This is a genomic window from Streptomyces sp. LBL (genome assembly GCF_029893585.1).
In the GTDB taxonomy this organism is placed as follows: Bacteria; Actinomycetota; Actinomycetes; order Streptomycetales; family Streptomycetaceae; genus Streptomyces.
Genome location: NZ_JARXYX010000039.1, coordinates 24,047 through 39,708, shown reverse-complemented (window position 1 = coordinate 39,708; position 15,662 = coordinate 24,047). Strand labels below are relative to the sequence as shown.

20 protein-coding genes are annotated in these 15,662 nt (G+C 69.8%); 10 read left to right on the top strand and 10 right to left on the bottom strand.

The annotated features are described in order from the left end of the window. Nucleotides 1–134: 134 nt before the first annotated feature. The 9 genes from M2271_RS35830 to M2271_RS35790 all read right to left on the bottom strand — a co-directional run bounded on the left by M2271_RS35830 (nt 135) and on the right by M2271_RS35790 (nt 5,776). Entirely contained in the window at nt 135–713 is a 579-nt protein-coding gene (locus tag M2271_RS35830) for a hypothetical protein (protein ID WP_280891629.1), read from the bottom strand. A gap of 103 nt (nt 714–816) precedes the next feature. Further along, nucleotides 817–1,257 (bottom strand): hypothetical protein, encoded by a 441-nt coding sequence (locus M2271_RS35825; RefSeq protein WP_280891627.1) that lies wholly within the window; start codon nt 1,255–1,257, stop codon nt 817–819. A gap of 71 nt (nt 1,258–1,328) precedes the next feature. Next, nucleotides 1,329–2,252 carry a hypothetical protein gene (locus M2271_RS35820; protein WP_280891626.1) on the bottom strand — a complete coding sequence of 308 codons (924 nt, stop codon included), beginning with the start codon at nt 2,250–2,252 and terminating at the stop codon, nt 1,329–1,331. A gap of 67 nt (nt 2,253–2,319) precedes the next feature. Next, nucleotides 2,320–2,781 (bottom strand): hypothetical protein, encoded by a 462-nt coding sequence (locus M2271_RS35815; RefSeq protein WP_280891625.1) that lies wholly within the window; start codon nt 2,779–2,781, stop codon nt 2,320–2,322. Between the two features lie 125 nt (nt 2,782–2,906). Next, nucleotides 2,907–3,413: a hypothetical protein gene (locus M2271_RS35810; RefSeq protein ID WP_280891624.1), complete on the bottom strand. Its 507-nt coding sequence runs from the start codon at nt 3,411–3,413 to the stop codon at nt 2,907–2,909. Nucleotides 3,414–3,525: 112 nt separating this feature from the next. Then, on the bottom strand, nt 3,526–4,326 hold the full coding sequence (locus M2271_RS35805; protein ID WP_280891622.1) for a hypothetical protein: 801 nt from the start codon (nt 4,324–4,326) through the stop codon (nt 3,526–3,528). Nucleotides 4,327–4,413: 87 nt separating this feature from the next. Then, nucleotides 4,414–4,788 (bottom strand): hypothetical protein, encoded by a 375-nt coding sequence (locus tag M2271_RS35800; RefSeq protein WP_280891621.1) that lies wholly within the window; start codon nt 4,786–4,788, stop codon nt 4,414–4,416. Between the two features lie 182 nt (nt 4,789–4,970). After that, nucleotides 4,971–5,195, bottom strand: a complete 225-nt coding sequence (locus M2271_RS35795; protein WP_348539223.1) for a hypothetical protein — start codon at nt 5,193–5,195, stop codon at nt 4,971–4,973. A gap of 68 nt (nt 5,196–5,263) precedes the next feature. Next, the gene (locus M2271_RS35790) at nt 5,264–5,776 is read right to left on the bottom strand and encodes a hypothetical protein (RefSeq protein WP_280891620.1); all 513 of its coding nucleotides are present in this window, start codon (nt 5,774–5,776) and stop codon (nt 5,264–5,266) included. Between the two features lie 261 nt (nt 5,777–6,037). Here M2271_RS35790 and M2271_RS35785 point away from each other — a divergent pair, with 261 nt between their 5' ends. From M2271_RS35785 to M2271_RS35740, 10 genes are all read left to right on the top strand, one after another. Further along, nucleotides 6,038–6,241, top strand: a complete 204-nt coding sequence (locus M2271_RS35785; RefSeq protein WP_280891619.1) for a hypothetical protein — start codon at nt 6,038–6,040, stop codon at nt 6,239–6,241. 70 nt (nt 6,242–6,311) lie between these two features. Further along, entirely contained in the window at nt 6,312–7,418 is a 1,107-nt protein-coding gene (locus tag M2271_RS35780; protein WP_280891618.1) for a hypothetical protein, read from the top strand. Between the two features lie 173 nt (nt 7,419–7,591). After that, nucleotides 7,592–8,827 (top strand): hypothetical protein, encoded by a 1,236-nt coding sequence (locus M2271_RS35775; RefSeq protein ID WP_280891617.1) that lies wholly within the window; start codon nt 7,592–7,594, stop codon nt 8,825–8,827. A 174-nt stretch (nt 8,828–9,001) separates the two neighbouring features. Further along, nucleotides 9,002–9,424: a hypothetical protein gene (locus M2271_RS35770; protein WP_280891616.1), complete on the top strand. Its 423-nt coding sequence runs from the start codon at nt 9,002–9,004 to the stop codon at nt 9,422–9,424. A 90-nt stretch (nt 9,425–9,514) separates the two neighbouring features. Further along, on the top strand, nt 9,515–9,847 hold the full coding sequence (locus tag M2271_RS35765) for a hypothetical protein (protein ID WP_280891615.1): 333 nt from the start codon (nt 9,515–9,517) through the stop codon (nt 9,845–9,847). A gap of 110 nt (nt 9,848–9,957) precedes the next feature. After that, entirely contained in the window at nt 9,958–10,854 is an 897-nt protein-coding gene (locus tag M2271_RS35760) for a hypothetical protein (protein WP_280891614.1), read from the top strand. An 87-nt stretch (nt 10,855–10,941) separates the two neighbouring features. Beyond that, on the top strand, nt 10,942–11,550 hold the full coding sequence (locus M2271_RS35755; RefSeq protein ID WP_280891613.1) for a hypothetical protein: 609 nt from the start codon (nt 10,942–10,944) through the stop codon (nt 11,548–11,550). Between the two features lie 16 nt (nt 11,551–11,566). After that, nucleotides 11,567–11,866, top strand: a complete 300-nt coding sequence (locus tag M2271_RS35750) for a hypothetical protein (protein WP_280891612.1) — start codon at nt 11,567–11,569, stop codon at nt 11,864–11,866. Continuing rightward, complete coding sequence (locus M2271_RS35745) at nt 11,832–12,395, top strand: hypothetical protein (protein WP_280891611.1); 564 nt, start codon at nt 11,832–11,834, stop codon at nt 12,393–12,395. Before M2271_RS35750 ends, M2271_RS35745 begins: the two co-directional genes overlap by 35 nt. Before the next feature lie 241 nt (nt 12,396–12,636). Further along, nucleotides 12,637–12,960, top strand: coding sequence for a hypothetical protein (locus M2271_RS35740; protein ID WP_280891610.1), 324 nt, complete (start codon nt 12,637–12,639; stop codon nt 12,958–12,960). On the opposite strand, the gene M2271_RS35735 is transcribed toward M2271_RS35740, so the two are convergent. Beyond that, complete coding sequence (locus M2271_RS35735; protein ID WP_280891609.1) at nt 12,914–15,292, bottom strand: glycosyl hydrolase family 28-related protein; 2,379 nt, start codon at nt 15,290–15,292, stop codon at nt 12,914–12,916. The two genes, M2271_RS35740 and M2271_RS35735, sit on opposite strands and share 47 nt — an antisense overlap. Nucleotides 15,293–15,662: the final 370 nt, after the last annotated feature.

Sequence of the window (15,662 nt, the reverse complement as noted above, 5' to 3'; positions counted from 1 at the left end):
TGGAAGTCTCGCGGCTGCACTATCGCGGGCGGGTACGCCCGGTCCCCTGTAGACGAACGAGGCCGGGCGCCACGCTCAGCAGTACCGGGTGGCTGGGCGCTCGCAGTACCGCCCGGCGTGCTCGGCGATCGGAGTCAGGCACACCGCGCACCGCGGGCCTTCGGCGTCGGCGTTGGACCCCTTGGGTCCGAGGCCGGCCTCGGCGACCAGCCGCGCCCACTGGTCCTCGGCGTGCCACCGGATCGCCTTTCCGCGTCCAGGGGCGACCGATTCTCCTCGTGCATCGCGTACAGGGCGCGCCTGATCACGGTGGGCGAGTGCCGCGGCCCCTCCGTGCCCGGCTGCACCTCGGCGCGGCACGTTCGGCAGAACACACCGAGGAACGGGTGCGGGGCCACGCCCTCCAGCCGGGCCCAGTTGTCCAGGAGCGTGCCGTTCGCCTCCAGGGTGGTGCTCAGTAGCGCGCGGACGCGGTCCAGCTCTCCGAGCAGTTCGCGCAGCTCCGGCGTGTCCGCGGCGGCGCGGATCTCCGCCAGCCGTTCGTCGGGCAGCGGGTCCTCGCCGGGCCGGTGCTCGCGCTTCGGCCGGGAGCGCAAGACTCGGCCGTTGCGCTGCTCCATGCGGGCCGGGCCGCCCGTCTCCGAACCGATCAGGTCCGGGTTCGAGTAGACGTCGACGAAGTCCGGCTCGTGCTGCGGGTCGGGCTTGGGCACGTGGTCTCTCCAGTGGGTTGGGCCGTGCCCGGCGAGCAGTGCCGGGCGTGGAAGGGAACGGGCAGGGGCGCCGGTCTGTGACACCGGCGCCCGGGGTGGCCGGTCAGTCGAGGGGCGCGGGCGGCTCGGCGTGGTCCTGCGGCGGGCACTCGTCGCTGTGCAGCGGGCAGACGGCTGGAACGAGGGGAGTGCCCAGCGGGGTGCGCTCCGCGTTCTCCTCGTCGCCCTGCATCGCCTCGGGCGACAGGAACGGGAGGAAGTCGTACGGGGCGGTGTCCTTCACGCGCTGCAGCAGCTCCAGGAGGACGTCCGGGTCCTGCGGGTCGTACGAGCCCCACAGGGCGGCGATGTCCTCCGGGACGGCCGGAAGCGGGTCGGTGCCGCGCCCGTCCTGCGCGAATTCCCACACGATCCCGCCGTCCGCGTCCCGAACGGAGTCGAGGCTCAGCTCGTCGTAGTCGTCCTCGTCGGCCGACCGGGTGACGACCAGGAACGCCGCGGTGGGGAACTGGGCGTGCAGCGTGTAGGCGACGAGCGGCAGCATCACGACAGCGGCGGCGCGCGCCTAAGCCCGTGCGTCCTCGAACGCGGAGATCGGGGTCAGGGGGGCAGTGCTCACGGGTGGTGTGTCCTTCCAGCAGTGGGGTGCGCCCCCCGGCCGGCCGCGGGGCGCGGGGGGGGTGAGCGGCCGAGCTGCGGGGGGCGGGGGGGAACGGAGTGCGCCCCCACCCCCCGGAGGGCGTCGGGCCCCCGGGGGGTGTGGTTTTGGCGGGCCTGGGGGTCGCGGGCGGGCGTGGCGTACCCGTACGGCCCGGGGCCGGGGCCGGTGCTGAACGCGAGTCCGCCCTGCTCGGTCTGCTCGACCTGCCCGTGCCGGGCGAGAACGGCGGCCAGGCGGCGCTGCAGACGTCCGCGGACGCGAGGCACCTCGTGCCGTTCATCGGCGGCCGGGGGCAGGAAGTAGGTCACGGCCTTCTCGACGGCGCGCACTGGGCCCTGTATCTGGACGTCGGCCACGGGGTTCGTGCCGTGGAGGGTGACGGAGTACCGGGCGCCGGACGGCGCGCCCCACGCCAGGGTGGACGAGTTCACGAGCAGGCCGATCCGGTTGTACGTCGCCGCGCCATGCAGGCGCATCGCGTGCCCGATCTCGTTCAGCAGCTCCAGCCGCCCCATCACGTGGGGGCCGTCCTTCGCGGCGTGCCCGGCGGCCTCGTCGTCGAGGACGGGCAGGACCAGGCGCAGCGCCTCACGCGCGATCACGGCCGGGCTCATGCTCTCGAGGTGGAGGTCGGGCCGGGTCGGTTCGCGGTCGGGGAGCTGCCAGCCGATTTGCGTGTCCCAGGTGCGGGCGACCAGGACCAGGGCGCGGTCACCCTGCACGAGGCGAGCAGCGGGGTAGCGGACGGTCCACCATGCGGTGCAGGGCTCGACGGTCCACGGTGTACCGGACCGCTCCGGGAGGAGGGCGGCGACGCGTCCGGCGAGAGTCTGGGCGGGGCAGACGGGGTGGGCGGGGGCAGTGACGGGCGGGGGCATGGCGAGGGCCTTTCGAGGGGGCCGCGCCCCGGGGAGCAGTTCGGGGGCGCGGCCGGGCGGCGGAGGGCTACGGCAGGGAGGCGATCAGCGGCGCGACGAACGTGCGGGCGACGTGCAGAGCGGGCGTCCGCCAGTCCGCGGAGTTGAGGAGGTGCTGCCACAGGTCCTCGGTCAGAGGCGTGGCCGGTGCGCCCTCGTAGCCGGGCACGGTGCCCGGGGCGTGTGCGCCGGTGATGTCGACGTGCTGTCCGTCCGGGCGGACGACGACGATGTGCCGGAGCTGGCATGTGCACAGCCCTTCGGCTATGTCGTCGTCGGCGCACAGGTCCGGGTCGTACGCGCACTCGGCGTCGATGATCAGGGCCATGGGCCACCCCGTGGTGTCCGAGACGGCACGCGCGAGGGCGTGGCACTGGCCGGACCTGAACGCCCGGAGAGCAGCGTCGTCGATGCGGCCTGGCGTGACGGTGAAGGTCTCGCCGAACGCTCCGGGGATCGTGACGGTCGGCGCTGTGGTCGACAGGGACATGCGGTGTTCCTTCGTTCGGGACGTTCCGGCGCGGTGCTCTCCGGCCGGGAGATGAGGTCATGCGGGTGGTGCTTGCGTCGCGCCCCGGGGCGGCTCGTACGTCCGGGCCCCGGAGCGCGACCGCTCTACGGCTCGTCGACGTCGGGGGCGGCGAGTATCTGGTGGGCGCGGCGCTGGCCAGAGCGGCGCAGTGCGGCGAGCGACTGCTCCCGCAGCCGTCGGCGGCGCTGCATCTCAGCGATCTCGGCGGCCTGTCGGCGGGCAGTGTCGGCGCGCATGGCGTCGATGTGGTCCTGCCACGCGCGGGAGGCGTCTTCGGCGGTGTTGCCCTCGGCGACGTCCCACAGGGTGGAACTGCCGCGCAGGTCGGCCAGGAAGACGCGGTCGAACTGGTAGGCGCGGAGGATGGCCGGGCCGGTCTCGGTCCACTTGGTGACGAGGAGCCACAGGCGGGACAGGTCGGTGTCGGCGGGGAGGGCCGGGCAGTCGAAGGCGTGGTGGTGGGTGATGGCGATGGTGCCGTGGGCTGTGCAGTCGTTGAGGACTCCGGGCCCGGATTCGGAGCCGCCGCACGCGCTTCGGGGACAGGTACAGCCCTCCGGCTGTCCGCCGGTGGCGACGTGCGTGTGCATGGCAAGGAGGTTCACGATTGGTGTCCCTTCGTTCGGGTGTCCGGCGTTGCTCTCGCCGGGAGGAAGCCGGGCGGGCGCGGCTTGCGTCGCGTCCGCCCGGCAGGGGCGGTGCTCAGTCGAGGGAGCCGTACAGCTCCCGGGCGGCGATGGCGGCGGCGTCCTGGTGGTCGTCGCAGGCGGCGATGGTGGCGCCGAGGTGGGACACCATGCGGACGGCCGTGTGCGTGACGCCCTGGTCGCTGACGTGGCATGGCAGGCGCCGGTCGTTGAGCCCGTACGTCACGGTCGGGCCGTACGCCTCGTGGGCGCGGCGCAGCGCCATGGGAGTGCCCGGGGTCGGGATCTCGACGGCGGACGGGACGGCGGGCCGGTTGCACGGGCGGTCGGCGCCGACCGCTGCGGACGCGGCGAGGAGCGCGTGCTTCCAGTGCAGGGCGAACACCCCTTCCAGAAGCGCGGTCGTGTCCCGGGCCGGGAGCATGAGCCGCAGGTGGCCGTGGAGCGCGAAGAGCCGGGCGAACAGGTCGCCTTCCCGGGCGATCAGCACGGGGCCGCCGCGGAGCAGCGACGGGGGCAGGTCGACCTCGTTGCCGTACACGGGGGCGGTGACGTACTGCGTGAAGCGGGGCGGGAAGCCGATGGCCGGGTTGGCGGCGGCGATGTCGTCGGCGGCGTGCAGGGCGATCGACGTGTCGAAGGGCAGCGTGTTCGTGATGACGATGCCGTCCCACGCGCCGGGGTCCTCGGTCTCCAGCGCCGTGGCGGCGTCGTCGAGGAGGGTGGCGATGTCCATCAGGGCGGTACGGCCGTCAGCGTTCGGCACGGGCGCGGGGGAGGCGGCGCGGGTGCGGGCGATGGTGGCGATGGTGCGGGCGCGGTGGGCGGCGGCGAGGGCGTTGGGCGTGGCGGGCATGGGTGTCTCCGTCTACGGGTGTGAAGGGTGAGGTGGGTTGCCGGGGCGCGGCGGGGGATGGCCGCGCCCCGGCGGTCTGGGGGCTGGTCAGGCGGCGATCAGCGCGGCGCGGACGGCCTTGTACTCGGCCTTGCGCGGTTTGTACTGCGCGGCGATCTGTGCGACCTGGGCGCGGGTGTAGCGGTAGACGGTCTTGACGACGTTCCGGGCGTCGTTGAAGGAGCGGCGGATGCGGGCGCGGCGGCCCTTGACGCCCTTCTTCTTCGCGACGGTGCGCAGGGCGTCAGCGACGCCTTCGACGGTCTTGCGGTCGGCGCCGGTGGCGATGATGTGGGTGGCCAGGGAGCGGGCGCCGGTGCGGACACGGCGGGCGGCCTGGGCGACGGTGCGGCGCTGTGTGGAGGCGGCGCGGTTGGCGCGGACGCGGTCACGGAGTACGCGGCGGGCGGCGACAGAAGCCATGGTGATGATCCTTCGTTCGGGACTTGTTGGCGGTGCTCTCCGCCAACCCCTTGATAGTACAGCAATAAGACTTACGGACGCTACAAGATCCTAGGAAGAACCGAAGATCTCGCAGGCGGTGAGCCATATGCCGAGGGGTGCGACGTTCGCCCCGAGTCTTGCGGCTGCACCGTTCGCATGGCCTAGAAGAGGGTGTCAGGCTGGTCCGGGAACGCCGGGGCCGGCATGCGGGTGCCGGGGGTGTGCGCGGTCGTCGGGTCCTCCCCGAACAGCGGCACGGTGCCGCACTCGTCGGGGACGGCGGGGACGCGCCGGGTTCCAGGGTTCGGGGCGTCCGAAGCGTCGCGGTCGAAGTCGGCGGGCACCATACGCAGCCAGTTGGGTCCGGGGGGCTTGGCGGCGGTCACTGCGGTCTCCGTTCCGGGGCCGGGGCCGGGGGCGCGAGCAGTGCCCCCCCGGCCGGTTCAGCGGGTGCTCAGTCCTCGTTGTGCTGTGCCCACAGGGTGTCCAGGGCGAACAGCGCGGCGGCGAACTCCTCGGTTCCCGGGATGGCGTCGAGCCGGGCGAGCAGCTTCCGCCCGGCCGCCACGGTGTGGGGGGTGCCGTCGACGTCCGTCCAGGCGTACGCCGGGCGCCCGGCTACCGTCGCGCAAAGGTCGGCGAACTCGGCCTCCCCCTTGCACTGCGGCGGAAGGTCGGGGCCGCACTGGCGGTTGCTCATCGTGGCGCAGTCCCATCCGCTCTCGTCCTCGTCGACGTAGCCGTCACGGTTGTCGTCGCCCATGAGGTCGGCCCGTCCGTCGGTCCAGCCGTCGTTGTACGCCTCCACGACGTCCGCCTGCGTGCTGGTGGGGCCGGTCGCGAAGTCGGTCGGGGTGGCGTCGGAGGCGCCGAGGGTTCCTAGGGTGCCGAGGGCGATCACGGCGGCTCCAGCGGCCAGGAGCGCGGCGGGACGGGGGCGACGGGCGAGGAGGCGCGGCATGCGCATGGTGGCGATCCTTCGTTCGGGACTCCCGGGGTTGCTCGACCCCGGGCCGCCGGGTGGCGGGGCTCCAGAACGTACACACCCGACACAGAAAAGTACAGCCATGAGACTTACGGGAGAACGAGCGTGCCGTTTCATCTGTGCATTTGCAGATTTTCGGGGGTTCGCCATTGCCGTATCGTCGCATTGCTGTACTGTCTTCTTGGGCGGTTCACCCCGCCGCCCCGGAGAGTAACCGGGCCCCATCCCGAACGAAGGAACACCATGGTCACGCTCGACAAGACCCCCCGCCCGTTCGTCGCTCTCGTCCAGGACGGCAAGGTCATCGCGACCAACCCCGCCCCGAACGACGAGGACCGTGAGGCGCACGACATCAGGGCGCTGGCCGACTGCCTCAACGTCGTCGACGTGACCGCCATCGACCGCTTCGACGCCCACGCCAAGGTCACGGGCTCGCAGAACGCCTGACAGACCCGCACCGCCCCACCACACCAGTCCCGGAGAGCAACCGGGACGTCCCGAACGAAGGAACACCGCCGTGATCACTGCCACGGAGCGCGCCGACTGGATGGCGCTGCAGATCTTCATTGCCTCCCGCGCGAACCACGACGTCATCACTCACGACCTCGTGGACGCCGTCATGAGCCGCGACGCCGACAAGGAGCAGGGCAAGGCCAACAAGGAGATGGTGCGCCGCATCATCCGCAAGCGCGCCGCGTCCGAAAGCGTCCGGGTCATCTTCACCGAGGATGAGCGGTACTGGGCCATCCGCGAACAGCTCCACGCCATGACCACCGACGAGGTGCACGCACTGCGCGACGAGATCGCCGAGGGCGGCGACGACGACCCGCGCGGCTGGGACCCGGTCCTGACGAAAGCTATCTCCGTCCGCCTCTCCCACCGTCAGCAGACGCGCCGCCTGTGGAACTGCAAGCCGGTCTCCATCCGCCTCTGGCGTGAGCCGCGCCGCCCGGCCGTCGAGGAGACCGCACCGGCCGCGCCCGACACCGCGCGCCTGTTCACTGCCCTGGCCGCGTACGAGTCCTTCGCCTACGCCTCACTCGGCGTCACGCCCCGCGAGTTGGACACCCTCGCCGCGCACCTGACGGCGCTGCGCCCGGCCGCCCCCACCGACCTCCAAGCCGAACTCGTCGACGCGCAGGCCGACATCGACGACGCCCGCGAAGCGCTGCGCACCACCCGGAGCCTCACCGGCCGCAACGCCGCATGGGACCGTGCCCGCGCCGCCGTGCAACGCGCCGGTGCCGCCATCCTGGCCATCGAGCCGCACGCCAAGCAGATGCACGGCACGGACATGCCCGCGACCGCCGCCGACATCCGCGCGGCAGCCCTCGCTTACAACGCCGTCGAGGGCACACCCGAGGAGCTGTCCGCCATCGCGACCGGCATGGTCAGCGTGCGCGTGCACTGCCGTAGCGACTCCGGTACCGGGTGGACCGTCACCGCGACGATCACGGCCGGGGTGGACTCGCCCATGGGGCACATCACCGCGCACCCGCCGATCCTCGTGAAGTTCCGCAAGCGGGACGGCCGCGACGCCGCCGCCGAGAACTTCCGCAAGATGTTCGGCCGCCTGTTCCGCATCTCCGTCCCCGTCTACTACGTCACCGACCATCGTCCCTGAACCGAGCCCGGCGCCGCCCGGCCGGATCGGGCGGCGCCGTCGAGCCCCCTTACGCGCCCGCGCGCGTGGACGGTCCCAGAAGTCCCATAACCCCGCCTGTCTGCCCTGTTGCCCGCTGTCTAGGCGTCCGGCCCGCCGTGGTCTGTCGTCGCTCCGAGGAAGGTTCCAGCCCGATGCCTCTGCCGTCCTGGCTCCAGTCCCACCTGCCCGCCGCCGCGCCGTCGCCGTACACGTTCGAGTCGTTCGCCGACGAGGTCGCCCGCCTGTTGGGTCTGCCGCCGACCCTCCGCACCGGGGAGTTCGAGCGCAGTTCCGAGACGGATCACGTCTGGCTGCTGTGGAAGTCCGACCGGTACGGGGCGGTGCTGCTGATGGACCGCCCGCAGGGGGAGCTGCGCCAGGCCCTGGTCATCAAGGTGATGTGGCGCAACTCCCCGGACCCGGCCGACGTCGCCGCGATGGTCCGGGCGTATGAGCGGCGCGGGCGTGTCCGGTCCCTTCGGTCCCTGTTGGCCCGGTTGCTGCGCCGCGGCTGGGCGCCTGAGTGTGCCGGTCGCAGTCCCGCGGCCGGCCTCCCTGCGGCGGAGAGCTTCCGCCGTCCCGATGGAAGGAACCAGCGCGTGAGCGCGTACGTAGAGATCCCCCGCCCGTACGAGTCGGGCCCCGACCGGTTCACGGTGGAACTGCACTTCCCCGCGGCGTCGAAGCGTCGGGCCGTCGAGCACCACCATGTGGCGTGGCACCTGGCCGACGTCCACGGCGTGGAGGCGTCGAGCCCGTACAAGGTGAACCCCCGGTGGTCGATCTATGAGGAGAACTGGGGGAACGGGGCGCGGCACGGAGGGTTGGACGAGCGGCGCTTGCACGTCAACGGCTCCCCGCGTGCTCTGGCCCGGTACCTCGCGGCCCTGACGCGGGTGTTGGACGCCGTGGAAGGTCTCGCCACCCGCGCTGTCCGGGCGTTCGGGGTGTGGAAGCGCTCCGTGGCCGCTGAGCCGCACTTGGAGTACGAGGACGCGTCCACCATGCGCGTGCGGTCCCGCGAGTTCCGTGCGGACGCCCTGAGCGCCCTGGTGCGCGGTCTGCGCGGAAGCGTGCCGGACTTCCAGACGCGTGACAGCTCCCGGCCGCTGTGGGAGCAGTACGGGGCCGTGGCGGCCGAGGTGTGGGCGGAGGCCGGCGGGGTCGACCTGGCGGAGGCCCCGGAGGAGGACGTCGCCGCGCACCTGGCCCGGATGCTGCCCGCGGAGCCGGAGCAGGGAGAGCTGTTTGCCGTCCAGGACGTCACTGTGCGGTCCGTGCGGACCGCGACGACGAGCGAGCCGGGGGCGGCCGTCCCGGTGTCTGTCGTTCCCGTCCGGGCGGGCGTACGGAGGGACGACCCCGGGCGGTACGGCACCGCAGCCTGACCGGTCACCACCTTCGGCAGTCCCCCGCGAATCTCAGATAGTGCAGCTCTGGGACCCGTGGAGGTCAACTGTGGTGTTTCCACAGGGACTGCTAGCCTCGGTCGTCTCATTGCTGTACTGTCTTCCTTGTTGGCGGAGAGCACCGCCAACGTCCCGAAGGAAGGAACACCGCTGATGAATGCTGTCCTGGTGATGGAGGCCGCGCCCCAGATCACCGCGAATCTCGCGGAGATGCGCACCGTCCTCAATTCCGAGGCCCCCACGGACACCCCGCGCGAACAGGCCGACGCCTACCGCTTCAACATCCTCGGCGGGAAGACGCTGCGGGAGTCCGTCATCAACAGCGCGGACGGTTCGGCGCTGCTGATCATCCGGTGCGTCGAGTACATCGACCCCGTCACTCAGAAGACCCGGTACGGCGTCGACTACTGGTCGGTGCGGCGCTACTGGGCGAGTGACCACGGGACGCGCGCCCTGGCGGAGCTGTCCTACGAGAAGGCCGTGCGCGGCGAGTTCGCGAAGCCGACGCTGGCGCTCTCCCTGGAGCGGTTCACGCGCGGCCTGGCCAGCTTCTACGACGTCACCGACGTCATCTGACCGGTCCGGTCCCCTCTCGCCGGGGCGTGCGTGGCACCTGTTGCGCCCCGGCCTCCACCCCCACTCGCCACACGCTTCCCGAGGAACCACATGTCCAGCGTCGTCGCCGCTGCCGCCGAGCACCCCACCTACCCGGAGTGCCGCCGCTCCTGGATGCAGGAGCCCGAAGCCCCCACCTGCTTCGCATGGATCACCGCGCGCGGCATCTACCGGGCCGAGCGGACCCAATTGCAGGCCGACAACGCGCTGCGCTCGATGACCGGCACCCGCTCCGAGGTTCGCTACTGGGCCGCCCGCCCGGAGGAGCGCAACGCCCGGCACAAGGCCCTCACGAGCGAGCGTGACGACGCCTGGACGGAGATACGCACGCTGCTCGCCCGACGCGCGGAGTGCACGTGCATCGGGCCGGACACGCCGCGGTGACCGATCACGTACGGCTGCGCGGCGGCCTTCCCCGCACCGTGTAGCGCCACCTCGCCGGCCGGGGCGCGACGTTCACCGCTGCGCCCCGGCACCCTCCCCCAACTCACCGCATGTTCACCGAGGAGATCCCCGCCATGGGCACCAAGACCGGCATCAACACCGTCCCCACCGACTATCAGGCCGGCCTCCTGCTGGCCGCGCTCGACGCCGAGCGCCACCGCATCCCGGGCGACGCCAACGGCCGCACGCTGGACCTGTTCTACGCCCGCCAGTGGGTGAAGGAGTACACCGCGATCGGCCGACTCGCCTCGACCGTCCGGGACTACCCCGGGTTCACGCACTTCCGCCTCACCCACCACGGCATCAACGCCGCCCGCCGAGTCCGGGCGCTGCGTGACTGGTCGTTCATCCCCGGGCGGTTCGCCGTGCTCCAGGACGACGCGCCCACCGTGAAGGCGCGGGAGCTGGTCACCATCCAGGGCGTTCCCCGCCGGGACGGCATGGTCAAGGCCCTCGTGGTCAGTACCCAGAGCACCCGTTACGTGCCCGTGCACCACGTCGGCCCGCTCGCCATCGGCCCGGACGCCCTGAGCCTGCCCGAGACGGCCGTGTACGTGCCCCAGGACGACAAGGACCGGGGAACCGGCTACCGGGACGTGGTGCTCCTCAAGGGCGCCCCGGACGCCGAAGGCAAGATTCAGGCGATCAGCGGCCGTTACAACGGCAAGGTCATCCGGGTCCCGCTCGTCGACCTCCAGCCGATACCCGAGCTGGCCGCCGCCCCCGCCGGGGACCTCACTGACTGGTGGAGTGTCACCGACCGTACCGGCGCCGAGGTTGCCCGTATCCAGGGCGCCGATGACCCGTCCGCGCGGGCCGCCGCCGAGCGCCACCCGAAGGCCGGGCCCGTGTCCCGCCGGGAGAACGGCGTAGCCGTCCGCCGTCTGCGGACCTCCGAGCTGGAGACCCCCGTGGGGGAGCTGCGCGGCCTGCCCCGCACCGCGTAGCAGCTCCCCCCGGCCCGGGGCGCGCGCCGCCCACGCCCCGGGCCCACCTCCACCGCCATACGCCCCGCACAAGGGAGAACCCACATCATGAGCACTGCCGACCACCCCACCGCCATCGTCTACGGCTCTCTCGCCGAGAACCTGACCGCCCCCCAGGTCGATGCCGCGATCCGCGTACTGGAGCCGGCCGGTGCGCCCCTGGCGGCGTTCCGGGGCCATCGCTGCGTCGCGAGCGGCGCCTACCTCGACCCGCGCATGCTCACCGGCGAGGTGGTCCTGACGTACCTGCGCGAAGACGCCCCGGCCCCGGCCAGTCGCGCTGTCCGTGCGGCAGAAAGGGCGGTGAGCGGACGCGTCCTGACCCGCTGGGCCGACCTGTTCCAGGACGGCGGCTGGAGAGTGGACCGGTACATGGAGACCGACCGGTACGACGGATACCGGCTGGTGCGTCTCATCCTCACTCCGCCCGCCGAGACGGTGCCCGGCCGCCGAGTGCTCACGCCCCTCGAGCATCACGCCGCCTGGCACGCCATCGAAGGCGCCGTCGGCGAGGAGGGAGCCGACCCCGGGACGATCTTGAACGCCGTCCTCCGGGCGCTCGACATCGACGCGCCCCCGGGGAGTAGCAGTCCCTCTGGCCGGGGTGCGCTCCCACTGTGCCCCGGCCGAACGCCGCCCCTCCGCCCGCCCCACTGACCTCGAGGACTTCACCATGCACGCCACGATCCGCGCCCACCGTGCCCGCAAGGCCCGCTCTCCCCACTGGACCGACCGCCGCCCGCGCCCCGCCAGCATCCGGTCAACGAGCCCCACCGTCGGTGCCGCCCGCGCCTGCCTCGCCCGCTCGTACCGGTACGGGGAGCGTCGTTCCATGCCGTGGCTCAAGACGCGGGTGGAGCGGGGGGAGACCGCGTACCGCTTCGCGGCGTACGGCCGTCCGGTGCCCTTCCCGCCGGTCGACCGCTCGCTGCTCCCGCGTGAGGAGCGCATGGGCCGCCCGCAGCGCCGGTAGCCGCCCGCCCGGCCGGGGTGCCCACAACGCCCCGGCCGTACCGCCCCTCTCCGCCCGCCTCACGCCCCCCAACGACCACCTTGTCCAGCATCCCGAGGGCCTTCGCGCGGCCGACGACGTACGAGACCATCGCCTGGCTGCCGCGGACCTGGGGGACATCGAGTGGGCCGGCACGAAGGCCCTCGCCGAGGAGCAGGCCCGTCTCGCCGGGGTCCACCGGTTCGAGGTGGTGAAGGCCAAGGGCGCCGATCTCCTCGGGCGCGTGCTGATCCGCTTCGGCAAGTTGAAGGCGAAGGCGGAGCGCGAGGCGACCGAGGCGGGCCTCGACCCGTCCACGGTCAAGGTCGCGCCCGCTTGGCCTTCGAGTGCAGCACGCTGGTGCACGAGTGACGTGAAGCGAGGGCCGATCTGGACCCTGCTCACCAAGCTCGCCGCGGAGCTGTCGCACCTGGGCCGCCCAGTGCGCATCCTCAACTGCATGGGGCAGCGGGCAGCCGAGTCCGCGCCGCGGGCCAAGCTCTTCGAGTAATGTTGCGGTGCGCGCACCAAAAGTTCTGCGGCGTTCCTCCTGGCCAGTAAGACGGCCAGTGCCCGTTGGAGCCGAGTTCTATCACGCTCCGCTGGGGTCGTGTGCGGTTTGGCCTGCGATCCCCTCAAAAGTGGTGTGTTCAGTGCACCGGTGTTGCGTGCAGCGCATCATCGCGTCGAAGGTGAGGCCCTGCGCCGGACACAGAGGGTGATGGATGAGTCGAGGAGCTTCGGGAAGATCGGTGGCGGTTCCCGGCGTCGCGACCCTGCACGTGCTGCCCGGCGTGGCGATGCTCCTCCCCGAGGCGGCCGTCTTCGAGAAGACGCTGCAGGGATTTGCGGATCACCAGCGGGCCCGCCGACTGTCCTGGGACACCGTCAACACCAGAGCGCGGATCGCTCGCCAGGTCCAGGCAATGGCCGGCGGGTATCCCTGGGAACCGGCCTGGAACAGGCAGCTGTTTGATCGGTGGTCGGCGATGCTGGCGGACACCGTCGCCACGTCGACCATGCCTCCGCTTATTCCAGTAGATTCGCCTTTCTCATCTTGGCAAGAAGTGCGTTGAACTCTTCCCTCAGCCCGGCAATGTCCGTCGCTGCCGAGTCCGGCTGACCTTTCGCGCGCTGAGGAAGCGGTTCAATGACCCACGCATTTGCGGGAACATCCAAGTCATAGAGCGTCTGCCATTTTAGGTGGTTGTCGGAAGTCACGCCTCCAACCGACTTGCTCCAGTCCGGCTCGTGCTCACCGGAGACCTTCTGCAGCGGGTAAGTCGGGCCACCGATGTAGGCGGTCAGCCGATACAGGTGGCCTCTGCCATTAGGTTGCGCCGGCCTGACAACTTCCCCAATGCGGTAGTGCTGATTGGGAACCCAGTCAGAGCCATCAGCCTTTGGCCGCCTTCCACAAAGGGCCTTCACCGCCCACCCGACTCCACCTTGGCGCTCCTCCGTTGGTCTTCCGGTGGCATTGAGAAGCAGATCACCCGGGCTGTAGAAATCGACGCTCCTGTCGCTATGCGGCACTTTGAAGGGAGATTCGTTATAGACAACACCGATTCGCCGCTCGCCGAAGTAGTAGTCGCCGATCCAGGCATCCGGAAGCAGCAGCGTACCAGGAACCGGCCCGTTTTCGTACGAGTTCTGATAGTACGTGTGGCGATCCGTCCCGCTCGTGAGGGACGTTTCAATCCTGCCCTTGACCTCGGTAGTGGGCGAGACCTGGGTGCGGAAGAAGGGATTCTGGTCTGCCATATCCGGCTTGTCATAGCCGTAATCCTGAATGATCATAGAATCCACATAACTTCCGAGGTAATTGAACGCTGAGACTGGACGTTCATATTTACCCTCACAGCTCCATATCAAACCCTCGAACTCCTCCATCGTCTCCCCGACCTTTTCCGGCCACCTTTTAGGCGGACTCTCGACGGGACTGCGATGTTCTCCATAAGTGCGCCCGGCGTGAATTGCTCTATATTTGAATCCGTTCCCGGGCGTCTGCAGCTCGCCCTTGTCGATATGAATTCCGAGCCCCGCACCCGTGCCTGGATACAGGTGCACTTCAGAATAGTGGTTTGTCACACGAAGGCTAGAAGGTCCACTACTGGCAGGGGCGAAACCCCAATATTTCGAGTCCGGAGTAATGGCTATATCCCCTCCGATGACAGCGATATTGTCATTGCCATTGAACACCGATGGCGCATCGCCTTCGCCGTAGCAGCCGATGTACGTGGCGAAATTCGGAGCGACGTTATCGCAGCTGTAGTTTCGGTGATGGTTTGATGCAGTATGACACGAGACGAAGGTGCAGCCCAAGAATGAATGGTCATTAATTCCATCGCGGCCATTAGTCGAGGCAGAAACGTTCATAATCAGCATGGTATTGGCATCGCTGTTGCCATGGCTGCCGATGTCGAGCCCGTGTTGGCCATTGTTATCGAGAACGCAGTCACGTATCTGCGTGAGGTTGGCATTGGCTTGCCCAAAAGGGCCATCTACTGATAGTCCGTTACGCCTGAAGCCAGAAACACCCACCGTCTCGATCAATGGGCCGTGCGCCAGAATTCGTACGCCATCCATCTGCGGGGCCTGATAGAAGGCGGGGGCAAATATCCCTTGATCGGGGAACGACTCAAGGGTGAACTGGCGAAGCACAGCATAGTCCGCACGAGCACGAGAGGGCACTACAGCCGATCCGGAGGTCCAAGCGCCCACCAGGGCAATTGCGCAATAGACGGTCTCCCCTGCGACTGGACCGATAGCGGAGAGGTCGAAATTTCCGGCTTCAACATCTGCGAGTATGCGAGTATTTTCAGTTACGCCCAGCCCAGTTCCCCCTGCTCCCTCCAGAATGCAATGGTGCTTGACGACAAGAGGTTTCCTAATCAGATAGTCTCCCGGAGGAAGGTAGACCACTTTACCCTCGAGCACCGGCTCGCCCGCTTCAAATCGCGTTGCGCAGTCCAGGGCAGCTTGGAGCGCGTCCGTGTCGTCGACCTTGCCGTCCCCTGCCGCTCCGAAGTCGAGCACGTTCAGCCGCGTGTCGCGGCGGGGCCGAATTGTCACCGTGCCCGAAGCATCACAGTCACCGATCCAGTTCGGAGCGCTGATGCAGGCTTTATCCTTAGCGCGGACGAGTTTTCCCGCACTGTTGACGCCAACCGCGCCAGGCTTTTCGGAGCCTAGGCCGCTGAGAACACCGCCTATTTGAACGTCGACCTTGTTCCCAACACCCACCGTCTGCAGAGCAACCCCAAAGAACGGAAGGGTATGCACCGTCCCGACTTCGGAGGTGCTCTGGACGGCAGGGGTGACGGTGCGCGATCCTGTGGTGCGGACCGCCTGGCCAGCTGTGATGGAGTGTGCGGCTTGCATGGTGACGGTGGTGACGGTGTCCATCAGAACGTCTCTTCCATCGAGGATTAGTCGGTCGGACGGGTCGGCGAGAGAGCGGCTGAAGCGCGCGACCACCTCGGCCTCGGGGCGAAAATCGGCACCCTTCGGCAGTACTACGCAACACACCACCGCTCGCGCCTCTTGCGCTATCCCCTACACCTCCACGCTAGGCGTGATCACCAGTCTGCGCAGATCGGCAAGGCCTGATGGCAATCCCCACGGCGGTCACTGTCTGTACTCATGCGCTGAAGGCATTTGGCGGAATCGAGTATTGCTCGCCGCCAGCACGCCGAGGTGGAGATCGACCGCTCCGCGAGCAACGGCAAGCGTCACGTCACCGTCTGGCGCCCGATCCACGGATGGAGCGACGCCG